At 65.1% G+C, this 18,162-nt stretch carries 15 protein-coding genes and 1 tRNA gene; 14 read left to right on the forward strand and 2 right to left on the reverse strand.

Annotation, left to right across the window (positions count from 1 at the left end; translation table 11 throughout):
• The first annotated feature begins 46 nt into the window (after nucleotides 1-46).
• From ACVINW_RS11575 to ACVINW_RS11600, 6 genes are all read left to right on the forward strand, one after another.
• Nucleotides 47-775 carry a uroporphyrinogen-III synthase gene (locus tag ACVINW_RS11575; RefSeq protein ID WP_456751410.1) on the forward strand — a complete coding sequence of 243 codons (729 nt, stop codon included), beginning with the start codon at nucleotides 47-49 and terminating at the stop codon, nucleotides 773-775.
• 121 nt (nucleotides 776-896) lie between these two features.
• Nucleotides 897-2,156: a COG4223 family protein gene (locus ACVINW_RS11580; protein WP_456751411.1), complete on the forward strand. Its 1,260-nt coding sequence runs from the start codon at nucleotides 897-899 to the stop codon at nucleotides 2,154-2,156.
• Between the two features lie 21 nt (nucleotides 2,157-2,177).
• The gene (locus ACVINW_RS11585) at nucleotides 2,178-3,962 is read left to right on the forward strand and encodes a heme biosynthesis HemY N-terminal domain-containing protein (protein ID WP_456751412.1); all 1,785 of its coding nucleotides are present in this window, start codon (nucleotides 2,178-2,180) and stop codon (nucleotides 3,960-3,962) included.
• A 105-nt stretch (nucleotides 3,963-4,067) separates the two neighbouring features.
• Nucleotides 4,068-4,143 (forward strand) — tRNA-Thr (locus ACVINW_RS11590).
• 272 nt (nucleotides 4,144-4,415) lie between these two features.
• Entirely contained in the window at nucleotides 4,416-5,441 is a 1,026-nt protein-coding gene (locus ACVINW_RS11595; protein WP_456751413.1) for a hypothetical protein, read from the forward strand.
• A 16-nt stretch (nucleotides 5,442-5,457) separates the two neighbouring features.
• Nucleotides 5,458-6,954: an ImmA/IrrE family metallo-endopeptidase gene (locus ACVINW_RS11600; protein ID WP_456751414.1), complete on the forward strand. Its 1,497-nt coding sequence runs from the start codon at nucleotides 5,458-5,460 to the stop codon at nucleotides 6,952-6,954.
• A 171-nt stretch (nucleotides 6,955-7,125) separates the two neighbouring features.
• Here the strand turns inward: ACVINW_RS11600 and ACVINW_RS11605 are convergent, their stop codons facing one another.
• A complete protein-coding gene (locus ACVINW_RS11605; RefSeq protein WP_456751415.1) occupies nucleotides 7,126-8,190 on the reverse strand; it encodes a polysaccharide deacetylase family protein in 1,065 nt (354 codons plus the stop codon).
• 220 nt (nucleotides 8,191-8,410) lie between these two features.
• Between ACVINW_RS11605 and ACVINW_RS11610 the strand changes: the two genes are divergently transcribed.
• Together ACVINW_RS11610 and ACVINW_RS11615 are read left to right on the forward strand one after the other, a co-directional pair.
• Nucleotides 8,411-8,692 carry a hypothetical protein gene (locus ACVINW_RS11610; RefSeq protein WP_456751416.1) on the forward strand — a complete coding sequence of 94 codons (282 nt, stop codon included), beginning with the start codon at nucleotides 8,411-8,413 and terminating at the stop codon, nucleotides 8,690-8,692.
• A gap of 101 nt (nucleotides 8,693-8,793) precedes the next feature.
• Entirely contained in the window at nucleotides 8,794-9,009 is a 216-nt protein-coding gene (locus tag ACVINW_RS11615) for a cysteine rich repeat-containing protein (protein WP_456751417.1), read from the forward strand.
• 119 nt (nucleotides 9,010-9,128) lie between these two features.
• Here ACVINW_RS11615 and ACVINW_RS11620 read toward each other — a convergent pair whose 3' ends face one another.
• A complete protein-coding gene (locus ACVINW_RS11620) occupies nucleotides 9,129-10,808 on the reverse strand; it encodes an MFS transporter (RefSeq protein WP_456751418.1) in 1,680 nt (559 codons plus the stop codon).
• Nucleotides 10,809-10,970: 162 nt separating this feature from the next.
• Here ACVINW_RS11620 and ACVINW_RS11625 point away from each other — a divergent pair, with 162 nt between their 5' ends.
• From ACVINW_RS11625 to ACVINW_RS11650, 6 genes are all read left to right on the forward strand, one after another.
• On the forward strand, nucleotides 10,971-12,335 hold the full coding sequence (locus tag ACVINW_RS11625; protein WP_456751419.1) for a hydrolase: 1,365 nt from the start codon (nucleotides 10,971-10,973) through the stop codon (nucleotides 12,333-12,335).
• A gap of 94 nt (nucleotides 12,336-12,429) precedes the next feature.
• A complete protein-coding gene (locus ACVINW_RS11630; protein ID WP_456751420.1) occupies nucleotides 12,430-13,815 on the forward strand; it encodes a cytochrome P450 in 1,386 nt (461 codons plus the stop codon).
• Between the two features lie 97 nt (nucleotides 13,816-13,912).
• Nucleotides 13,913-15,322, forward strand: coding sequence for a DUF5939 domain-containing protein (locus ACVINW_RS11635; RefSeq protein ID WP_456751421.1), 1,410 nt, complete (start codon nucleotides 13,913-13,915; stop codon nucleotides 15,320-15,322).
• A gap of 273 nt (nucleotides 15,323-15,595) precedes the next feature.
• Nucleotides 15,596-16,099 carry a tellurite resistance TerB family protein gene (locus ACVINW_RS11640; protein WP_456751422.1) on the forward strand — a complete coding sequence of 168 codons (504 nt, stop codon included), beginning with the start codon at nucleotides 15,596-15,598 and terminating at the stop codon, nucleotides 16,097-16,099.
• A 237-nt stretch (nucleotides 16,100-16,336) separates the two neighbouring features.
• A complete protein-coding gene (locus ACVINW_RS11645) occupies nucleotides 16,337-17,128 on the forward strand; it encodes an SDR family NAD(P)-dependent oxidoreductase (protein ID WP_456751423.1) in 792 nt (263 codons plus the stop codon).
• A gap of 166 nt (nucleotides 17,129-17,294) precedes the next feature.
• A complete protein-coding gene (locus ACVINW_RS11650; protein WP_456756371.1) occupies nucleotides 17,295-18,110 on the forward strand; it encodes a glutamine amidotransferase in 816 nt (271 codons plus the stop codon).
• The last annotated feature ends 52 nt before the right edge of the window (nucleotides 18,111-18,162 follow it).

Below are 18,162 nucleotides of genomic sequence, written 5' to 3' on the forward strand. Positions count from 1 at the left end.
GGTCCAATTTGCAAGGTCCAATTTCTGAGGCTGGAGACCTGACCCCGTGACCATCCTTGTCACACGACCGCATCCGGATAGTGACGCCACGCTCGCGGCGCTGCGCCAGCGCGGCTTCGAGGCCGTCGCGGCGCCGGTGCTGCGCTTCGAGCCGCTGCCGTTCCATGACGATGAGGCGGATTACGATGCCGTCGTCCTGACCAGCGCCAATGCGCTGCGCGCGCTCGATCTCGCGGCCAGCCGGTTGTTGCGTCTGCCGCTGTTCGCGGTCGGGGCGCACACCGCCGATGCCGCGCGCGCCACGGGTTTTGCCAAGGTGATCGTCGCCAAGGGCGAGGCGGCAAGCTTGCGCGATCTCGTGCTGGCGCGGGTCAAGGCCGGCGAACTCGCGGCGTCGGCCGTGCTGCTCTATCTTGCCGGCGCCGACCTGTCGCGCGATCTCGCCGGCGAACTCAGCGAACAGGGGCTGAGTATCGTGACCCACACCACCTACCGGATGGCGCCGGTGGCCGCCTTCCCGAGGGAGGTCAGCGACGCCTTCATGGCGAACCGGATCACGGCGGTGCTGCATTATTCCCGCCGCAGCGCGCAGGCGTTCCTCGACGCCGTCAGGGCCGACGGCATCGAGATCTCGGCGCTGGCTCTGCCGCAATGCTGCATCTCGGCGGCGGTCGCCTCCGTGCTGCATGACGCCGGCGCGACCAAGGTGGTGGTGGCGGCACGGCCGGATGAGGCTGCCCTGCTGGAGGCGCTGGTGCGAACGATGCGGCCCTGACCGGATTAATTCTTTCGTCTGACCATGATGTTAGGCAATGCTCGGTTTTTCGGATCGTGCTCTAAGAACTGGCGCCGATTCTGCTACAATGTGCGGCCAATAGTTTTGAGGACCCTCTGCGATGGCTGAAGAAAGGCCCGACGACACAGGACCTTCGCCGGATTCCCGGCCCAAGCGCGCGCCGCCGACCATCGATCTTCAGGCGACCGATATCTCCAGTGAACCGCCGAATGCCGAGGGCGCCGAGGAAGCCGGCAAGGACACCGGCAAGGAAGCTGAAAGGCCGTCCGTTGACGCCGCGGCCCTTGGGGTGGAGCCCCAGGCCGACGCCGCGCCTCAAACGGAGCCGCAGCATGGGACGGCTTCCGCGGCGCCGGATGCCGAGCCGGCGCGGCCGGTATCGCCCTGGGTGGTGGCGCCGCTGTCCGGCGCGGTCGCGGCAGCCCTTGTGATCGGGGTCGGCTGGCTGCTCGGCTGGCCCACGGTGCAGCAGCTCCCGGTGGCGCAGCCCAATGCCGCCGCGGTCGACGAACTCGGCGCCCGCGTCAGCGCGTTGGAATCGAAGGCGAGCCGGCCGCCTGCTGCGGCCGCCGATCCCGCGACAACGGCGCGGCTCGAGGCGCTCGACAAATCGATCGCCGCGCTGCGCTCCGAGCTCGCCGCAACGCGAGCGCAATCCGACAAGCTTGCCGCTGCGGTCAATGACGCCACGGCCGCGCCGCGCGACGGCGCTGCGGCCGACATCTCCGGCATCACCGCGCGCATCGACAAGGTCGAGGGCGCATTGAAGGCGCAGGGTGCGGCGATCGCCAAACAGGACGGCAAGATCGCCGACACCAAGGCCGAGGCCAAGGCGGACGATGTGCCGCTGCGCCGCGTGGTCGCGGCATCGCTGCTCGATGGCGCGGTTCGTCATGGCGACCCCTATGCGTCAGCGCTGGAGGCCGCGAAGGCAATGTCGGATGATGCCGGGGTGTTGAAGCCGCTCGAGACGTTTGCGACATCAGGTGTACCGAGCCCGGCCGCACTGTGCCGTGAGCTGATCGAGATCGTGCCGCAGCTCGCGCCGCCGGCGCCGGACGCTGCGGCGGCGAATGCGGGCCTGGTCGATCGTCTGCAGGCCGGCGCCTCCAAGCTGATCCGCATCGAGCGCGCCGATGGCACCGGCACCGATCGCAGCAGCATCGTCGCGCGCGTGACATCGGCCGCCGTGCATAATGATCTCGCATTGACCGAGCGTGAATTGAAGTCGCTGCCGCCGGCTGATCGCACTGCGGCACAGGCCTGGCTCGCCAAGGTGGACGCGCGCCGCGCCGCGCTCGACGCGTCGCGGAAATTTGCCGACAACGCCATGGCGGCGCTCGCCACGGTCAATCAATAGCTTCTTGCAATTGGGTTCTTGATGATCCGGATCATTCTGTTTCTGCTGCTGATCGCGCTCGCTGCAGCGGGTGCGGCCTGGTTGGCCGATCAGCCCGGCGATCTCGTGCTGAATTGGGGCGGCTTCCGCCTGACGTCGAAGCAGCCGATGTATCTGCTCGGCCTCCTCATTGTCGTTGCGATGGTCGCCGGTGTGATCCTGCGCGCGCTGTGGAAGATCCCGGGCCACATCCGCCGCGGCAGCCGCGAGCGGCGCCAGGCACGCGGTCGTCACGCCATCACGCAAGGCCTGCTCGCGGTCGGACATGGCGATTCATCGGCGGCGCGTGCGCATGCCGAGTTGGCGCGGCGCCATGCCGGAGGCGATCCGCTGGCGCTGCTGCTGCACGCGCAATCGGCGCAGCTCGATGGCGACCGCGACGGCGCGCAGCGCGCCTTCCGCGCCATGGCCGAGCGCGCCGACACGCGGCTGCTCGGCCTGCGCGGCCTGTTCATCGAAGCGCAGCGCGCCGACGATCCGGTGGCCGCCGTGATGATCGCCGAGGAAGCGCTGAAGCTGTCGCCGTCGTCGTCATGGGCGTCGCATGCGGTGCTCGGCTTCTGCTGCGCCAAGGGCGATTGGGCCGGCGCGCTGTCGATCATCGACAACAACCAGAGCGCCGGATTGATCGACAAGGCGACCTACCGGCGGCAGCGCGGCGTGCTGCTGACGGCGCGCGCGCTGGAATTCGAGACCATCGATCGCGATCTGTCGCGCGCGAGTGCGATGGAGGCGGTGAAGCTGGCGCCGACGCTGATCCCGGCCGCCGTGCTCGCCGCGAAGTTCGAGAGCGAGGCGCATCAGGTGCGCCGCGCGATGCGCATCGTCGAGACCGCGTGGCTCACGCAGCCGCATCCCGATCTCGCCGACGCCTATTCGCATGTTCGGCTCGGCGATTCCGCGCGCCAGCGCCTGGTGCGGGTCGAGACGTTGGCGGCGAAGACGCCGGGCCATATCGAAGGCGCGCTGGCGATCGCGCGCGCGGCGATCGATGCGGCCGAGTTCGCCAAGGCGCGTGCGGCGCTGGAGCCGTTCGCAGCAGCGCCGACGCAGCGCGTCGCGCTGCTGATGGCCGAGATCGAGCGCACCGAGCATGGCGACAGCGGCCGGGCGCGGGCCTGGACCTTGCGCGCGGTGCGCGCGCTGCATGATCCGGTGTGGACCGCCGACGGCTATGTCTCCGACCGCTGGCGTCCGGTCTCGCCGGTCACCGGCCGCCTCGATGCCTTCCAGTGGCAGACCCCGGTCGCGGCGCTGCCCTCCGACAAGGGCCATGCGATCGAGCCCTCGCCGTTCGAGGAGGCGATGCTGGCGCCGCGCCGGGTCGAGCCGCCCAGGGAACTGGCCAAGGAGCTGGCCAGCGAGCCGGAGACAGCCAAACCGCCGGAGCCGGCCAACCCGGTTGAACCGGTCGAGGTGAAGCCGGCCGAGAGCAAACCAGTGGAGCCGGCCGCGCCGACCGCCCAGGATAACGCCCCGCTGCCAGCGGCCATCGAGGCAGAGCCCGCCCCGGCCGCGCCGGAGCCGGCCCCGCCGCCAGCAGCCGCCGAACCGGCGCCGCCGGCCCCGGCGCCCCTGTTCCGCTCCCGGACCGACCTGCCCAAGGCACCGCCAGCGCCGATCCCGGCCGTGATCCCGATCGTACGCGCCCCCGACGACCCCGGGGTCGACGAGGACGGCCCGGTCGACGAATTCGCGGAACAAATCGGCCCGCCCAAAGCCCAGGCGGGCGGCTGGCGCGGATTTCTGTCACGTTTGGGAAGCTAATTCGTAGGTAGATAACCGCCGGGCGGTTAAATACCCGCGTCATCTTGCCAATCGGGGTCATGCCCGATATCAGGTGCGCGCTGTCAGGCCGTTGCCGAACGGTTCGCCGCAATAGCTCAGTTGGTAGAGCACGTCATTCGTAATGACGGGGTCGGGGGTTCGAGTCCCTCTTGCGGCACCAGCATTTCCTACATTAGATCAGTAGCTTAATGTTGCTTGATGGCGACGATCTTTGGCCGCGTGATTTGCGCATATCGCCTCAGCGAGGCTGAGTGAACAAGGCATAAGCGTACGCTGCCGCTAGCAAATAGTCTCTGACGATATCAACCGATCTTAGTGCTGAGGAGTTGCGCTCTTCCTCTAGTTGCGGAACTGAACAAATTGTTCCCTTTATGTTCTAAGGGGTTACAAAGCAAGGCCCTTTCCATGCCCCATCTCCGCGATGACCGCTGCTTGATCGAGCACGTCGGAAAACAGAGGAACGGAAAGCCGCGTTATTGGTGTCGAGCGCACCAATCGAACGCGACGGGTACGCATGGCGTGCGTCTCCCTGAGTGTGTTGGCGTTGCCAAGGCGACTAAGGCACCCAAGGTAATCGAGCTTGATGCATCTGAACATCCGGGCGGCATTGCCCTTTGGGGAGCGGTACTAGCCGTCTACGATACGTCGTCGATGCCACCGGAGATGGGAATTCACGTTCACGCCCGCGCAACCAAGGAGGGCAGCAAGCAAGTTGATGATACCTTCGACACTGTCATCGTGAAGCTCTCGCCAACCGAGCAGGCAACTATCACGGGTGACACCGCGATAAGCTTTTATCTAAGTCGCTTTCTCAACCGCGACGTCAAACTTCTGCGGTGCCCTCACTGCGACGAGGCACACTTGGACGCGGGCTATTTTGCCCTCAGGCCGCACCGCAGGCACATGTGCCAAGCTTGTGGACGCCATTTCAACGATTCGGAAAAGTCGATTTCCAATCCAGTCGCGCTCCTGAAGCGAGTGCAGCATGATATCCCGCCCGTGAGAGCGCCCCGCAATCTCGACGTAAAGCAGGCCTCGTATCCGGGAGGCATGCAAATCTGGGCGTCGAATCCCGCACTGGTTTGGACTTCAACGCGTGCGGAAGAGGAAGGCTTGCATATCCATTTGTATGACTCACAAGGGACCATCGTCGTGGACGACACCTTCGATCATGTCGCGGTTGACGGAGTCGAGCTTACCGAAACGCATGTCCAATATTTCATGGCTCAGCAAGCGCTTCCACATCTATCTGACAAAGTTGTCAGCTTGACGTGCCCACGCTGCGAGAGCCCGCACTTCGACACAGGTGATTTGGCATTCTTTCCTCACAAGGAACACGCGTGCGAACATTGCGGCGAAAAGTTTGCTTCAAGGGGGCGACGCAAGCTCGTCGTCAGCAATCCCTTCGAGGCTGTTCGAAAGAGCCTTAGGGCGACTTGGCAATCAGAAAGAATTTGACGCGCGGAGACGACCGGTGAAGGGCTACATTTACATATCAGCCACGGGTACTGATCCCAATGCACGCGGGAACATGAGCGATCCTATACTGTTTAAAAAGACGCCGACCTGCCGCCTTAACGCGATCATGACCAGAGTAGCGACCTTCCTAAGACAGTTGCCGCTATCGGCTGATGAGATAGCGAGCAAGTCGCGATTGTCATCGGATCGTATCCGCGCCTTTTTGGATGGAGAAGACCCTACTTTGGCGGACCTCCGCGCGCTATCGCGCGGCTTGAAGGTTCCTCTTCGATCGTTCGCGTCAGAGGGCGCATCGAAAAGCGAACTCGGGATGCTGTTCCGTCAAACCGTCTCTTCAAGACCTGATCGTGGCGTGGAGGCTGCGGCCGGCTTTGTGGAGGCCGCGTTAAAAATGCTTCCACCGCGCGACACGCCACCGAAATGGCTCTCGCAGTTCCGCTTCGTGGAGGAAACGTATGAAGAGGCAGATAGGCTCGCTAATGAATTCCGATTGATGCTGCTGCCGTCTAAGCCCGACGAGCCGCTCACCGATTTGCCTCGCCTAATTGTTGACTTAGGTGTGATAGTGGGCAGGCTGGAGACTTCCCGCTTCGAGGGAGCTTCAGTTATCGCGGACGGCTATCCGTTCGTATTCGTATCGCCCCGTTTCAGCGGAAGAATGCTGTTTACGCTGGCACACGAAATTGGTCACCTAATCACCCACCACAAGAATGCAAATCGATCAGTCACCTTCGATCTCGCGGGGCAGATTGGAGGTCTTCATAGACACCGGTCGCAAGCCGAGCATTTTGTAAATGCTTTTGCTTCGATCCTGCTGCTTCCGGCGGGAGGCGTAGGAAAATTCCTACAGCAGGTTCGCAAAACGCTCGGCATTAGAAATCCGGCAATTGGCGATATCGAGATACTGTATCTCTCGCGCTTTTATGGCGTGAGCTTCGAGGTGGCGGCGCGCCGGTGTGAAGACTTACAATTGTTGCCATCCGGCGGAGCTAAATCGCTAGCGGACCATTTGCGTGACAATTTCGGAGGTCCTGAAAAACGAGCTGAATCATTAGGTTTGCCGAACCGTGATCATGTTCAGATTCCGCGCGTATCGGAGAACCTACTAAGTGTTGCTGCGAAGAAGGTTGAGCAAGGCGAGGTTTCGATCGGGTGGGTTACGGACCGCCTGAACTGCTCAATCAATGACGTCTATGGCTCGCGTATAAGCGGTGAGGCGCCGGCGGTGCCCGCCGTCGAAGCACCGCCGAAGCCGCCGGAGGCGCCAAGATATGTCGAGCGCGCAGCGTCGGTCGCCACGCGGCTGCAAGCCCAACCGACCGTGCAGCAGTGCCAGCGCAGCAGGCCAGCGTCCAGCCGTCAGCGGCGCCCGACGCCCGGCGGTAGGCGAGCAGCGGGAGGAGCGCACCGGTCGAGCCATCATCGCCACGCCCGGCGCTGGACCGAGGGCCGGATCATCGGCGAGCTGCGTCGCCACGGGATTTACTGGTAACTTGGCACCTTTCAGCTCCTTTGCATGGGGTTGTTTCGCTTGTTTTGGCTGGAGCCACCGCAGGGCGCGACACGCGTTCCCTTGAAGGGTGGCTAGGGCCGCAAAACGAAAGCGCCCCCGGATCCGATCCGGGGGCGCCTTGCGTTGAGCGTGTCGAATGCGTTGGCTGCGTTAGTCCGCGACGGTCTGCACGACGTTGCCGATCGGCCGGCCCGATGCGACCGGCTTCTCGGTCTTCGCCATCATCGCGTCGTATTCGGGCAGCGTCTCGATCTGGGTCTTGGCCTTCATCCAGACCACCTTGTAGCCGCCCGCCTTCAGCTTGCGCAGCAGCGTCGGCAGCGCCTGCGCGGTGTGCTTCTGCAGATCGTGCATCAGGATGATGCCCTTGTGCTCCTTGTCGAGCTTGGTCATCACGTTGTTGATCACCTCGTCGGAGTTCTTGGACTTGAAGTCGTTGGAATCGACGTCGACCGAGAACATCGCGATGTTGCGGGTGCCGAGATAGGCCGTGGTGGCCGGCGTATGCGCGAGCGCCGGGAAGCGGAAGAACGGGGCGGGGTTGGCGCCGAGCGCCAGCTTCACCGCGCTAAAGCCCTTCTCGATCTCGTCCTTGGCCTGCTGCTCGGTGATCTTCTTGCCCGCCAGATGCGCATGCGACCAGGTGTGGGCGCCGATGGTGTGGCCCGCGGCTGCGACCTGGCGCAGGATATCCGGGTGATAAGTGGTGTGCAGGCCGATCGGGAAGAACACCGCCTTGGTGCACTCATCCGCCAGCGCCTTGAGCACCGCGGGCGTGGTCGGCCACGGACCGTCGTCGAAGGTCAGCACGACCTCATGGTCGGTCAGGAAGTCGTACTGCTTGTATTGCAGGAAGCCGAAGCCCGGGCCGCCCGTGGTGTCGACCACGACGGTGCGGCTGATGCCGAGCGCGTCTGGATTGTTGCATTTGGGCGTGGCCGCGGCTGCGACCGGGGCCGGCATCGGCGCCGCTGCGGGGGCGGCGGCCGGGGCGGCTGCCTGGGTGGCATCGGCGCGCTTCGACAGCGCGGCGGTCGTCTCGACATCGTCCCTGGCGGCCTGCTTGGCCGCCGCGGGAAGCGGATCGGCCTGGCTTGCGGCCGTGGTCTGCGGAGGTGCCGCGTCGGCACGCGGAGAGGAGGTCCAGAACCACACGCCGGCGATCACGATCGCCGCTACAACACTGGCCAGCATCAGGCCCAACGCACTACGCATCGCTACACACTCTCTCGGAACTCAGGGATACGCCACAGCCGTAACGAGCGATTAATGCCAACAAGGTCTTAACGCGATCCCAACGGGGCGCCGGAACGGCAAGAAAAAGTGCGGCTTACGCCTGCGTGATGACTATCACAGTCTGCTGGCTCGCGCCCGCGCAGTATCGGACCCATCGAACAACGGGCCCCGCCATTCGCGGTGCCGATGGGAGCCGATCATGACCACCATCTTCAGGAGCCGGGTTACCGTCCGCAGGGCCAGCGTTGCGTTGGCCGTTGCGGCCAGCGTGTCCGTGTTGTCGCCGACCGCGGGCTTCGCGTTCAGCGCCGAGGCGCAGCAGATGTGCACCGGCGACGCGTTCCGCCTGTGCAGCGCAGAGATCCCGAACATCCCCAAAATCACCGCCTGCATGATCAGGAATCGCTCCCAGCTGACCAGCGGCTGCCGCGTCGTGCTGGATCGCGATCTCGCCGCCCAGCGCCGGGCCGCCGCGGAGTGATCTTGCGCGGTGGAACCGACCGGTCGGCCCGCCGTTTCAAGCTTCTTCCCGGCGCTGAAACACTATAGAACCGGCGGTGCATTCTTTAGAGGCTTTGAGACATGACCCGATTTCTGCTCGCCGTCGTGCCATTCGTTCTGTTGGCGTCGGCCGCCTCTGCACAGCAGCAGGGACGCGATGCCTGCTCACGCGATGCGTCGCGGTTCTGCCGTGCGCATCTCAGCGAGGGCGATCAGGTCGTGCTGGCCTGCCTGAAGGAGCATCGCAGCCGCCTCAGCAAGCCCTGCCAGCAGACGCTTATCGATAACGGGCAGTAGCGCCAGCCGTCGTCATTCCGGGACATCGCGTCAGCGATGGGCCCGGAATCCATAACCACGATCGTGAGTATGGATTCCGGGCTCGCGCTTCGCGCGCCCCGGAACGACGACGATCGAGACTACGTACTACTCCCCGCCGCGGTCGCCACCACCGGGATCACCTCCTTGGCGGCGCGGTCCGGGGTCTCGTCCTTCCAGCGCACCGAGCCGAACGGACGCTCCAGCATCCGGCGCACCCGGATCGGTTCGGCACCGATGTGGAAGTCGGCCGCCTTCTGATGCAATTCGCGCTCGATCTGGGTGGCGCGATTGCGCTGGCGCAGGAAATCGAGCCAGGTCGGGCAGTGGTAGCGCTCGGTCCACAATTCGGGATCGGCGATGTCGCGCGCGATCGACCAGCCATAGGCGCCGTTGCGCTGGCGGCTCAGCTGCACGTCCTGCATCACATTGTGGAAGGCGCGGGCCTTGTCCTGCGCCACCCGGTATTCGATCTCGACCACCAGCGGCCCGCTGCGCCCGCTCAGTTGCAGCCGCACCTCGGGATCGGCCAGCATATCGGTGGCGTCCTCGTTGCGGGCGCCGATCGGCGGCATCCTGAGCCAGATGCCGAGCACCGGCGACAGCAGCATCAGGCCGGCCGAGATCAACAGCGCCATCTCGACGCCGCCGAGATCGGTGATGCGGCCCCAGCACCAGCTGCCGATCGCGATGCCGCCGGCGATCGAGGCCTGGAAGGCCGCCAGCGACCGGCCGGCGACCCAGCGCGGCGCCGACAGCTGCACGCCGATATTGAACAGCGCGATCGCCAGCATCCACACCGCGCCGGCAACCACCAGGGCTGCCGCGGTGATCACCGGCTGCGTGCTCACGGCCACGGCCGCGATCGCCGCCCCCATCGTCAACGCACAGACGCGGATCGCGGCCTCGCCGCTGAGCCGGCTGCGGATCTCGCTGATGTTGAGCGCGCCGATCACCGCGCCCATGCCGAACGCGCCGAGCATGATGCCGTAGGTCTGCGCGCCGCCATGCAGCAGGTCGCGCGCCACCAGCGGCATCAGCGCCGAGACCGAGCCGCCGATGATGCCGGTCACCATGGTGCGGGTCAGCACGATCTTGATCGACGGCGAATTGGTGATGTAGCGCACGCCGGAGACGATCGCGCGGTTCAGCCGCTCGCGCGGCAGCCGCGACGGCTCGCTGACGCGCCGCCACAGGAACAGCACGACCAGCAGCGGCAGATACAGCACGGCGTTGGCCGCGAATGCCGCCACCGCGCCCGCGGACGCCACCACGATGCCGCCGATCGCAGGACCGAAGCTGCGCGCGATGTTGTAGCTGATGCCGTTCAGCGCGACCGCGGCGGGCAGCGTCTCGGACGGCACCTGCTCGCTGACCGAGGATTGCCAGGCCGGGCCGAACAGCGCCATGCCGCTGCCGACCACGAAGCACAGCGCGAGCAGGATGTTCGGCGTCACCAGATTGAGCCAGGCCAGCACCGTCAGCGTGGTGGCGCCGGACAGCGCGATCATGAGCGACACCAGCGCCACAACGCGGCGGTCATGCATGTCGGCGATGGCGCCGGCCGGCATCGAGATCAGCATGACCGGCAGCATCAGCGCGGTCTGCACCAGCGCCACCTTGTCGGCCTCGGCGGTCATCTGGGTCATCGCCCAGGCGGCGCCGACGCCCTGGATCAGGATGCCGAGATTGGAGAGCAGGCTGGCGAGCCAGATGCGCCGGAAGATTGAATGCCGCAACGGTGCAGTGATACTGTCGGAGCGATCACGCGGTTCGGTCATATCCGGTTCCGGTTGGCCTGCTATGAATTGTTGAATGATTCCGGCTGTATCAACTGATGCCCGGCAAACGCGTGTCCTGTCCAGCGATTACGGTATATTTCGCTGATGTAGGTCACAGCTAAAGCCCTGAAAGACCTGAGGAAGGATTGGGGAAGGGGACCGATGGCGCTGTCGCGGCGGAGATTTTTGCAAGGGACCGGCGCGCTGTCGCTGATGGCCGGCCGCCTCGCCACCCCGGCGCTGGCCCAGCCGGCGTCCGCCGCCGAGATTCCGCCGCCGATCCTGTTCGTGCACGGCAATGGCGACCACGCCGCGCTCTGGCTGACGACGCTGTGGCGGATGGAAACCAACGGCGTGCCGCGCGAGCGCATGGCCGCGATCAATTTCGCCGATCCGCTGGCGCGCGCCGATGACAAGGTCGAGCAGGCGGGACGCTCCTCGACCGAGGATCAGCGCCGCGCGCTCGCCGAGGCGGTCAGGGAACTGAAGCAGAACACCGGCGCCGCGCGGATCGCGCTGGTCGGCAATTCCCGCGGCGGCAATGCGATCCGCAACTTCATCAAGAACGGTGGCGGCGGCGACGTCAGCCACGCGGTGCTGTGCGGCACGCCCAATCACGGCGTCTATGGGTCGGACGACGGCCTCGGCAACGAGTTCAACGGTCGCGGCCCGTTCCTGCGCGGGCTGAATGAGGGCGACAGCGAGGTGACCGCGGGCACCGCATTCCTGACCTTGCGCAGCGATGGTCTCGACAAATATGCGCAAGCCGATGGCCGCTTCATCGGCAAGCCGGGTACGCCGACCAACGTCACGTCAGATGGTCCGGCGCTGAAGGGCGCGACCAATCTGGTGCTCGGCGCGGTCGATCATCGCGAGACCGCCTATCATCCGCGCGCCTTTCGCGAAATCTACAAGTTCATCGCGGGGCACGAGCCGTCGCGGATCGAGATCGCACCGGAGCAGCCGGTGAGGTTGAGCGGCCTCGTCACCGGCACAACCGGCGGCGTGCCGACCAACCGCCCGGTGCCGGGCGCCACGGTCGACATCTATCATGTGGCGGCGGAGACCGGCGAGCGGATCGGCGGCCCGCTGCACAGCTCGCAGACCGGCGCCGACGGCCGCTGGGGGCCGGCGCAGGTCGATCCGTCCTGGCCGCTCGAATTCGTGCTGACCTCGCCCGATGCGGTGACGACCCACATCTATCGTTCGCCGTTTCCGCGCTCCTCCGAGATCGTGCATCTGCGCGCGGCGCGGCCGCTCGGCCCCGCCGATGCCGGTGCGGGCGCGATCGTGCTGATGTCGCGGCCGCGCGGCTATTTCGGATTACCGCGCGATGTCGTGCTGTTCGACGGCAAGGAGCCGGCCGACATCAAATCGGGCGTGCCGACCGATGCGGTGACGACATTGCGGCTCACCGCGGCCGAGATCGGCCGTCCGCTCGCCGCAATCTTCAACATGGAGCGCATTGTGATGCGGGCCTGGCCGGCATCGGAGAACCGGATTGCAGTTGCCGAGCTGACTTATTAGGTCTTGTGCAAGACCTATAAAGGGTCCGCGCGCCTTCATGGCGCCGGGATCGCATGGCCGGATCGGCTGTTGCGTGAGGCAGGAAGCGAGGACCATGAGCATAGCCGAAGTCTACGATATCACGGTCACGCGGCGCCCCCTGGTCCCGCCCGCCCCGCCGCGCGCGCCCGACGACATGACCGGGCTTCAGCGGATGCGGGTGATGCGCAACTCGCCGATCGAGACCTGGGGCCAGCGCGCCTATCAGGATGACATCGTGCAAGGCCATTTTCTCGGCCGCTCAAGCTTCATCCTCAACGCCCCTGATGCGATCCGCCACGTGCTGGTCGACAATTACGAGAATTACACCCGCACGCCGGCCGGCCTTCGCGTGCTGCGCCCGATGCTGGGCGAGGGACTGCTGATCGCCGAAGGCCGCGCGTGGAAGCATCAGCGCCGCACCCTGGCGCCGGCATTCACGCCGCGCGCGGTGACCACGCTCGAGCCCTACATGATCGCGGCGGTCGACGAGACCATCGCCAAGCTGACGGCCGCGAGCGGTGGCCCGGTCGATCTGCGCGAGGTAATGCAGCGCATGACGCTGGAGATCGCCGGCCGCACCATGTTCTCGTTCGGCATGGATCGCCACGGCGCCGCGCTGCGCGATTTCGTGATGGAGTATGGCGACACGCTGGCACGGCCGCACATGCTGGACCTGATACTCCCGCTGGGTTGGCCGACCCCGCAGGACTTCCGGCGCGCCCGCTTCCGCAAGCGCTGGACTGCGTTCGTCGGTCAGCTGATGGCTGAGCGCCGTGCCGCCGGCAAGGATGACAATGCACCGGCCCGCGACCTGTTCGATCTGATGGGCGCCGCGCGAGACCCGGAAACCGGTGAGGCCTTCACCGATGCCCAGCTCGGCGACCAGGTCGCGACCATGATCCTGGCCGGCCATGAGACGACTGCGACCGCGCTGTTCTGGGCGCTCTATCTGCTGGCGCTCGACCCCGAGACCCAGGAGCAGCTGGCGGCAGAAGTCAGGAGGGTGGCGACGAATGGCGCGCTCGACATCGAGCGGCTGAAATTCACCCGCGCGGTGGTCGACGAGACCATGCGGCTTTATCCGCCAGCGTTTTTAATCGCGCGTGCGGCCGGTGGTCCCGATATCATTGCGGGCCGGCCGGTCAGGAAGCATGACGTAATTCTGATCGCGCCGTGGCTGCTGCACCGGCATGAAAGACTGTGGCGCGATCCGAATGCGTTCGTGCCGCAGCGTTTCATGACGGGGACGCCGCCGGATCGCTTCGCCTATCTGCCGTTCGGCGTCGGCGCGCGGGTCTGCATCGGCGCGCATTTTGCGCTGGTCGAGGCGACGCTCGCGCTTGCGAAGATCATCGGCGCGTTCCGCGTCGCGCTGGCGGACAAGGAACCGGTGCTGCCGATCGGCGTGGTGACGACGCAGCCGAACCGCTCGCCGGCCTTTACGATCAAGCCGCGCTGATCTTGCGCGATAGTGTCGCAATGCTCATTTCTTGATTCAGCATGATCTTTTCGGAAAACAGGTCTCCACTTTTCCGGATCTGCTCTAGGGGCTCACCATGAGCGATACGCAGGCGCATTTCGCAGTCCTCAGGCAGACGACCGATCCGGCCGTCGTCGATGCCATGCAGCAATTGATTGCCGATGGTCACGATCGCGAGCTCAATCGCATCAACGCTCTGGATTTTTCGCGGCGCACCGGCCTCGACGAGGAGAAGGTGATCTCCGGTTTCCTGCATGCCTCCCGGCTCGGCCTGTTCGACATGAGCTGGAACGTGCTGTGCCCGGGCTGCGGCGGCGTGCTCGACGCCCACACCACGCTGAAGTCGCTGCGTCACGATGACTATAATTGCGCGCTGTGCGCCGCCGGCTACGAGGCCTCGGTCGACGAGCTGGTCGAGGTTGCCTTCACCGTCAGCCCGCGGGTTCGCCACATCGCTGCGCACGATCCGAACACGCTGCCGATCTGGGAATACTTCCGGCAGATGTTCTGGAGTTCGGGGATCGAGTTCGACGAGAGTTCAGTGTCGACGCTGATCAACGAGGTGACGCTGGAGGGGCTCGAGCTGCCGCCCGGCGAAAAGGCGATCCTGTCGCTCAACCTGCCCAATCAGTTCGTCATCGTGTTCGAGCCGGTGACGCATTCGGCGCATTTCTTTGCCGTCGAGGGCGAGCCGACTGCCGAGCGTCAGCAGTTCTCGATCGCGTTCAACAAGTCGCATGCGCCGACCGGCACCTCGACGATGCGGCCGGGGCCCCTGCGGCTTTCGCTGGAGAATCACGCCGATGTCCGCGTGCTGCCCTCGGTGTGGATCGCCGGCGATCCGCTGCACAAGCTGCTTGGCAAGCGCAAGCCGATCCTCACCGCGAAGCGGATGCTGTCGAACCAGACCTTCCGCGATGTGTTCAAGGCCGACAACCTCACCGGCGATCAGCGGCTGAAGATCACCGCGCTGACCTTCCTGTTCACCGATCTGAAGGGTTCGACCGCGCTCTACGAGCGGGTCGGCGATCTCGCCGCATTCGATCTGGTGCGCGCGCATTTCCACGCGCTGCTTGAGATCATCGCCTCCGAGCGCGGCGCCGTTGTGAAGACGATCGGCGATGCCGTGATGGCGACCTTCATTCGGCCCGAGCACGCTCTGTCGGCGGGCCTGCGCATGCGGGCGGCGATGAAGCAGCTCAACACCGAGCGCGGCAAGGAAGACCTGATCGTCAAGATCGGCATCCATGAGGGGCCGTGCCTCGCGGTGACGCTGAACGAGCGGCAGGATTATTTCGGCCAGACCGTGAATATCGCCGCCAGGGTGCAGAGCCTGTCGACGTCGCAGGAAATCCATCTGACCCAGCCGGTGATGGAATCGGTTGAAGTCGCAGGGATCCTCGATCGCGCGGCGATCAAGCCGATCCAGAAGGAAGCGGCGCTGCGCGGCATTGCTGACAAGCTCGTGGTGTACGAGATACCGTAGTATTTCAATCTCGCACCGTCATTGCGAGCGGAGCGAAGCAATCCATACCTCAGCATATGCGGTGGCATGGATTGCTTCCTCGCTACGCTCCCCGCAATGACGGAGGAATCGGTCATATTGCCGAAACGTAATGCCGCGGCGGGAACCTGCGCGATTGCACCGGTTTTGTTTCCACGCCATATAGGTTTTGGAGCACGATCCGGAAAAGTATGTAGCGGTTTTCCGAACGGATCATGCTCCGATCGAAGACTTCTTCATTGCGCAGAGAGAGCGATGCTCGACGGACTCCGACAATTCATTGCCGATATCGTCTCCCCCGATGCTCAGGCCGATCGCGCGTTCAATGACGGCGACTATCGCCTGGCGGCGACAGCGCTACTGGTGCACGTCGTCTCGCTCGACGGCGAGCCGACGCCTGCCGAAAAGCTCAAGCTGCACAGCCTGATCGAGAGCCGTTTCCAGCTCGATCCCGGCACCGCCGACAAGCTGATCACCTCCGCCATGCGCGTCGAGGGTGAGGCCGTAGATCTCTATCACTTTACCAGTGTGATCATGCGCTCGGTGAACGAGGAGGGACGGCTGCGCATCGTCGAGATGATGTGGGAGCTGGTCTATGCCGACGGCCAGGTCAGCGAGTTCGAGGACAATGTGGTCTGGCGCGCGGCCGATCTGCTCGGCATCTCCTCGCGCGACCGCATCGACCTCAAGCACCGGGTCGCCGAGAAGCAGGCAGCGCTGCCAAAGGGCCCATGGGGCACCGCGGACGCGGCGATCTGACACGGTCGCAGGCGCAAGCGGAAGCACCATCGCCGGCCTCGCGGATGACGAAACTTTAAGAAACTTTAATTTCCGCAGCGATTGTGGGGCGATACGACTGAAAATCTGGCGATTTCATCGCCAAATCGGCGGTCCACAACTATCCACAAGCCCATACGCGTCTTGCGTCACACCGCATGCCTATGCTCTCGTCGCGCCGTTGGGGACCTCACTAGAATTTGCAGTAAGAGTTTGAACGTGGCTGAGCGTGTGACGCTGATAACCGGGGCATCGGCGGGCATAGGCACCGAACTGGCGCGCGTGTTTGCATCGAATGGTCACCGCGTGGCGCTGGTGGCACGGCGCGCCGATCGCCTGAAGGCGCTCGCCGACGAACTCGGGGCCAAGCCAGGTGCGGCGGCCGGCGCGGCGCCGATCGTGATTCCCTGCGACCTCCAGCAGACCGATGCGGGTGATAAGATCGCCGCGGCCCTGGCCGAGGCTGGGGTCGAGGTCGAATATCTCGTCAACAATGCCGGTTTCGGCCTGTTCGGCCTCGCCGTCGAGCGCGATCGTGCCGAACAGCTCGACGTGATCAACGTCAATATCCGCGCGCTGACCGACCTGACGCTGCGCTTTGCCGATCAGCTGATCCGCAACCGCGGCGGCATCCTCAATCTCGGCTCGATCGCCGGATTCCTGCCGGGGCCCGGCATGGCTGTGTACTACGCCAGCAAGGCCTATGTGCTCTCGTTCTCCGAGGCGCTGCGTTGCGAGCTGGCGCCGAAAGGCGTGCGCGTCACCGTGGTTTGCCCGGGTCCCGTGCCCTCCGAATTCCAGGATCGCGCCGGCTTTGCCCCCGGCTTCGATTCGGCCATCCTCAACGTCGCGCCTGATGAGGTCGCCCGTCAGGCCTATCGCGGCCTGATGGCCAACAAGCGCGCGGTGCTGCCCGGCGCCTTCATCAAGCTGGTGCCGTTCCTGCTCCGGCTATTCCCGCGCTCCTTCATCCTGACCGCGGTCGGCGGTTTCCAGCTCCGCAAGCGCTAACGCGCCGATTCATCGCCGTTAAAGCCTGTTTCTGGCCCGCGATTTGCTTCGCCTGGGTGTGCGCAAACTCACACGATGTTAACGACCACTTAGCTATGATCGTGCCTTACGTGCCGAAACTTTGAGCAGAGGCCAAACCTTCAAGTTCGAGGCCAAGTCGGAGGCGATGTCGTTCCGGTCTGACCAAACCCGTGTCGTGGTGCCCTTCGCAAGCCGAAGGCCGGCTGCGGTCACGCTCAAGGATCAGATCGCAGATCGGACCCCGCTGCGGCCGGTGCTGATCGTGCTGCATCAGGAGACGTCGACCCCCGGCCGGATCGGCAACGCGCTGCGTGCGCTGGGCTACCCCCTCGACATCCGCCGCCCGCGCTTCGGCGATGCGCTGCCCGAGACGCTCGAGGCGCATGCCGGCGCCGTGATCTTCGGCGGCCCGATGAGCGCCAACGATCCCGACGACTATGTGCGGCGTGAGATCGACTGGATCGCCGTTCCCTTGCGCGAGCAGCGCCCGTTCCTCGGCATCTGCCTCGGTGGGCAGATGCTGGCGCGGCAGCTCGGCGCCAAGGTCGCACCGCATCCGCAAGGTCGTGTCGAGGTCGGCTATTACCCGGTCAGGCCGACGGCAGCGGGGCGCGCACTCTGCCCGGACTGGCCGGCGCGCGTCTATCACTGGCATGGCGAGGGCTTTCAATTGCCGGCCGGCGCAGACCTGCTCGCGGCGGGCGATGATTTCCCGGTCCAGGCGTTCCAGTTCGGCAATGCGTTCGGCCTGCAATTCCATCCCGACGTCACCTACGCGATGATGCATCGCTGGACCGCGCGCGGGTGTGCACGGATGGATTCGCCGGGGGCACAGCCTCGTCATCAGCACTTCGCCGAGCGCGCCGTTCACGATGCCGCCGAGCGCGCCTGGCTGACGCATTTCATCGACGGCTGGATCGCGCGCGTGCCGCAGCCGGTGATGCTACAGGCCGCGGAATAGCCGCAGCGCGGAATTTCGCGCCGCCTTTTCATCGTGATGGATGTGCTAGTGT

The sequence above is a fragment of the Bradyrhizobium sp. USDA 4461 genome (genome assembly GCF_054055655.1).

Excerpts from the sequence above, each read along its gene's own strand:
- ACVINW_RS11615 (WP_456751417.1), top strand. The coding sequence starts at position 8,794 with ATGACCCGATTTCTGCTCGCCGTCGTGCCATTCGTTCTGTTGGCGTCG.
- ACVINW_RS11610 (WP_456751416.1), top strand. The coding sequence starts at position 8,411 with ATGACCACCATCTTCAGGAGCCGGGTTACCGTCCGCAGGGCCAGCGTT.
- ACVINW_RS11630 (WP_456751420.1), top strand. The coding sequence starts at position 12,430 with ATGAGCATAGCCGAAGTCTACGATATCACGGTCACGCGGCGCCCCCTG.
- ACVINW_RS11605 (WP_456751415.1), bottom strand. The coding sequence starts at position 8,190 with ATGCGTAGTGCGTTGGGCCTGATGCTGGCCAGTGTTGTAGCGGCGATC.
- ACVINW_RS11640 (WP_456751422.1), top strand. The coding sequence starts at position 15,596 with ATGCTCGACGGACTCCGACAATTCATTGCCGATATCGTCTCCCCCGAT.
- ACVINW_RS11585 (WP_456751412.1), top strand. The coding sequence starts at position 2,178 with ATGATCCGGATCATTCTGTTTCTGCTGCTGATCGCGCTCGCTGCAGCG.
- ACVINW_RS11650 (WP_456756371.1), top strand. The coding sequence starts at position 17,295 with ATGTCGTTCCGGTCTGACCAAACCCGTGTCGTGGTGCCCTTCGCAAGC.
- ACVINW_RS11635 (WP_456751421.1), top strand. The coding sequence starts at position 13,913 with ATGAGCGATACGCAGGCGCATTTCGCAGTCCTCAGGCAGACGACCGAT.
- ACVINW_RS11580 (WP_456751411.1), top strand. The coding sequence starts at position 897 with ATGGCTGAAGAAAGGCCCGACGACACAGGACCTTCGCCGGATTCCCGG.
- ACVINW_RS11625 (WP_456751419.1), top strand. The coding sequence starts at position 10,971 with ATGGCGCTGTCGCGGCGGAGATTTTTGCAAGGGACCGGCGCGCTGTCG.
- ACVINW_RS11620 (WP_456751418.1), bottom strand. The coding sequence starts at position 10,808 with ATGACCGAACCGCGTGATCGCTCCGACAGTATCACTGCACCGTTGCGG.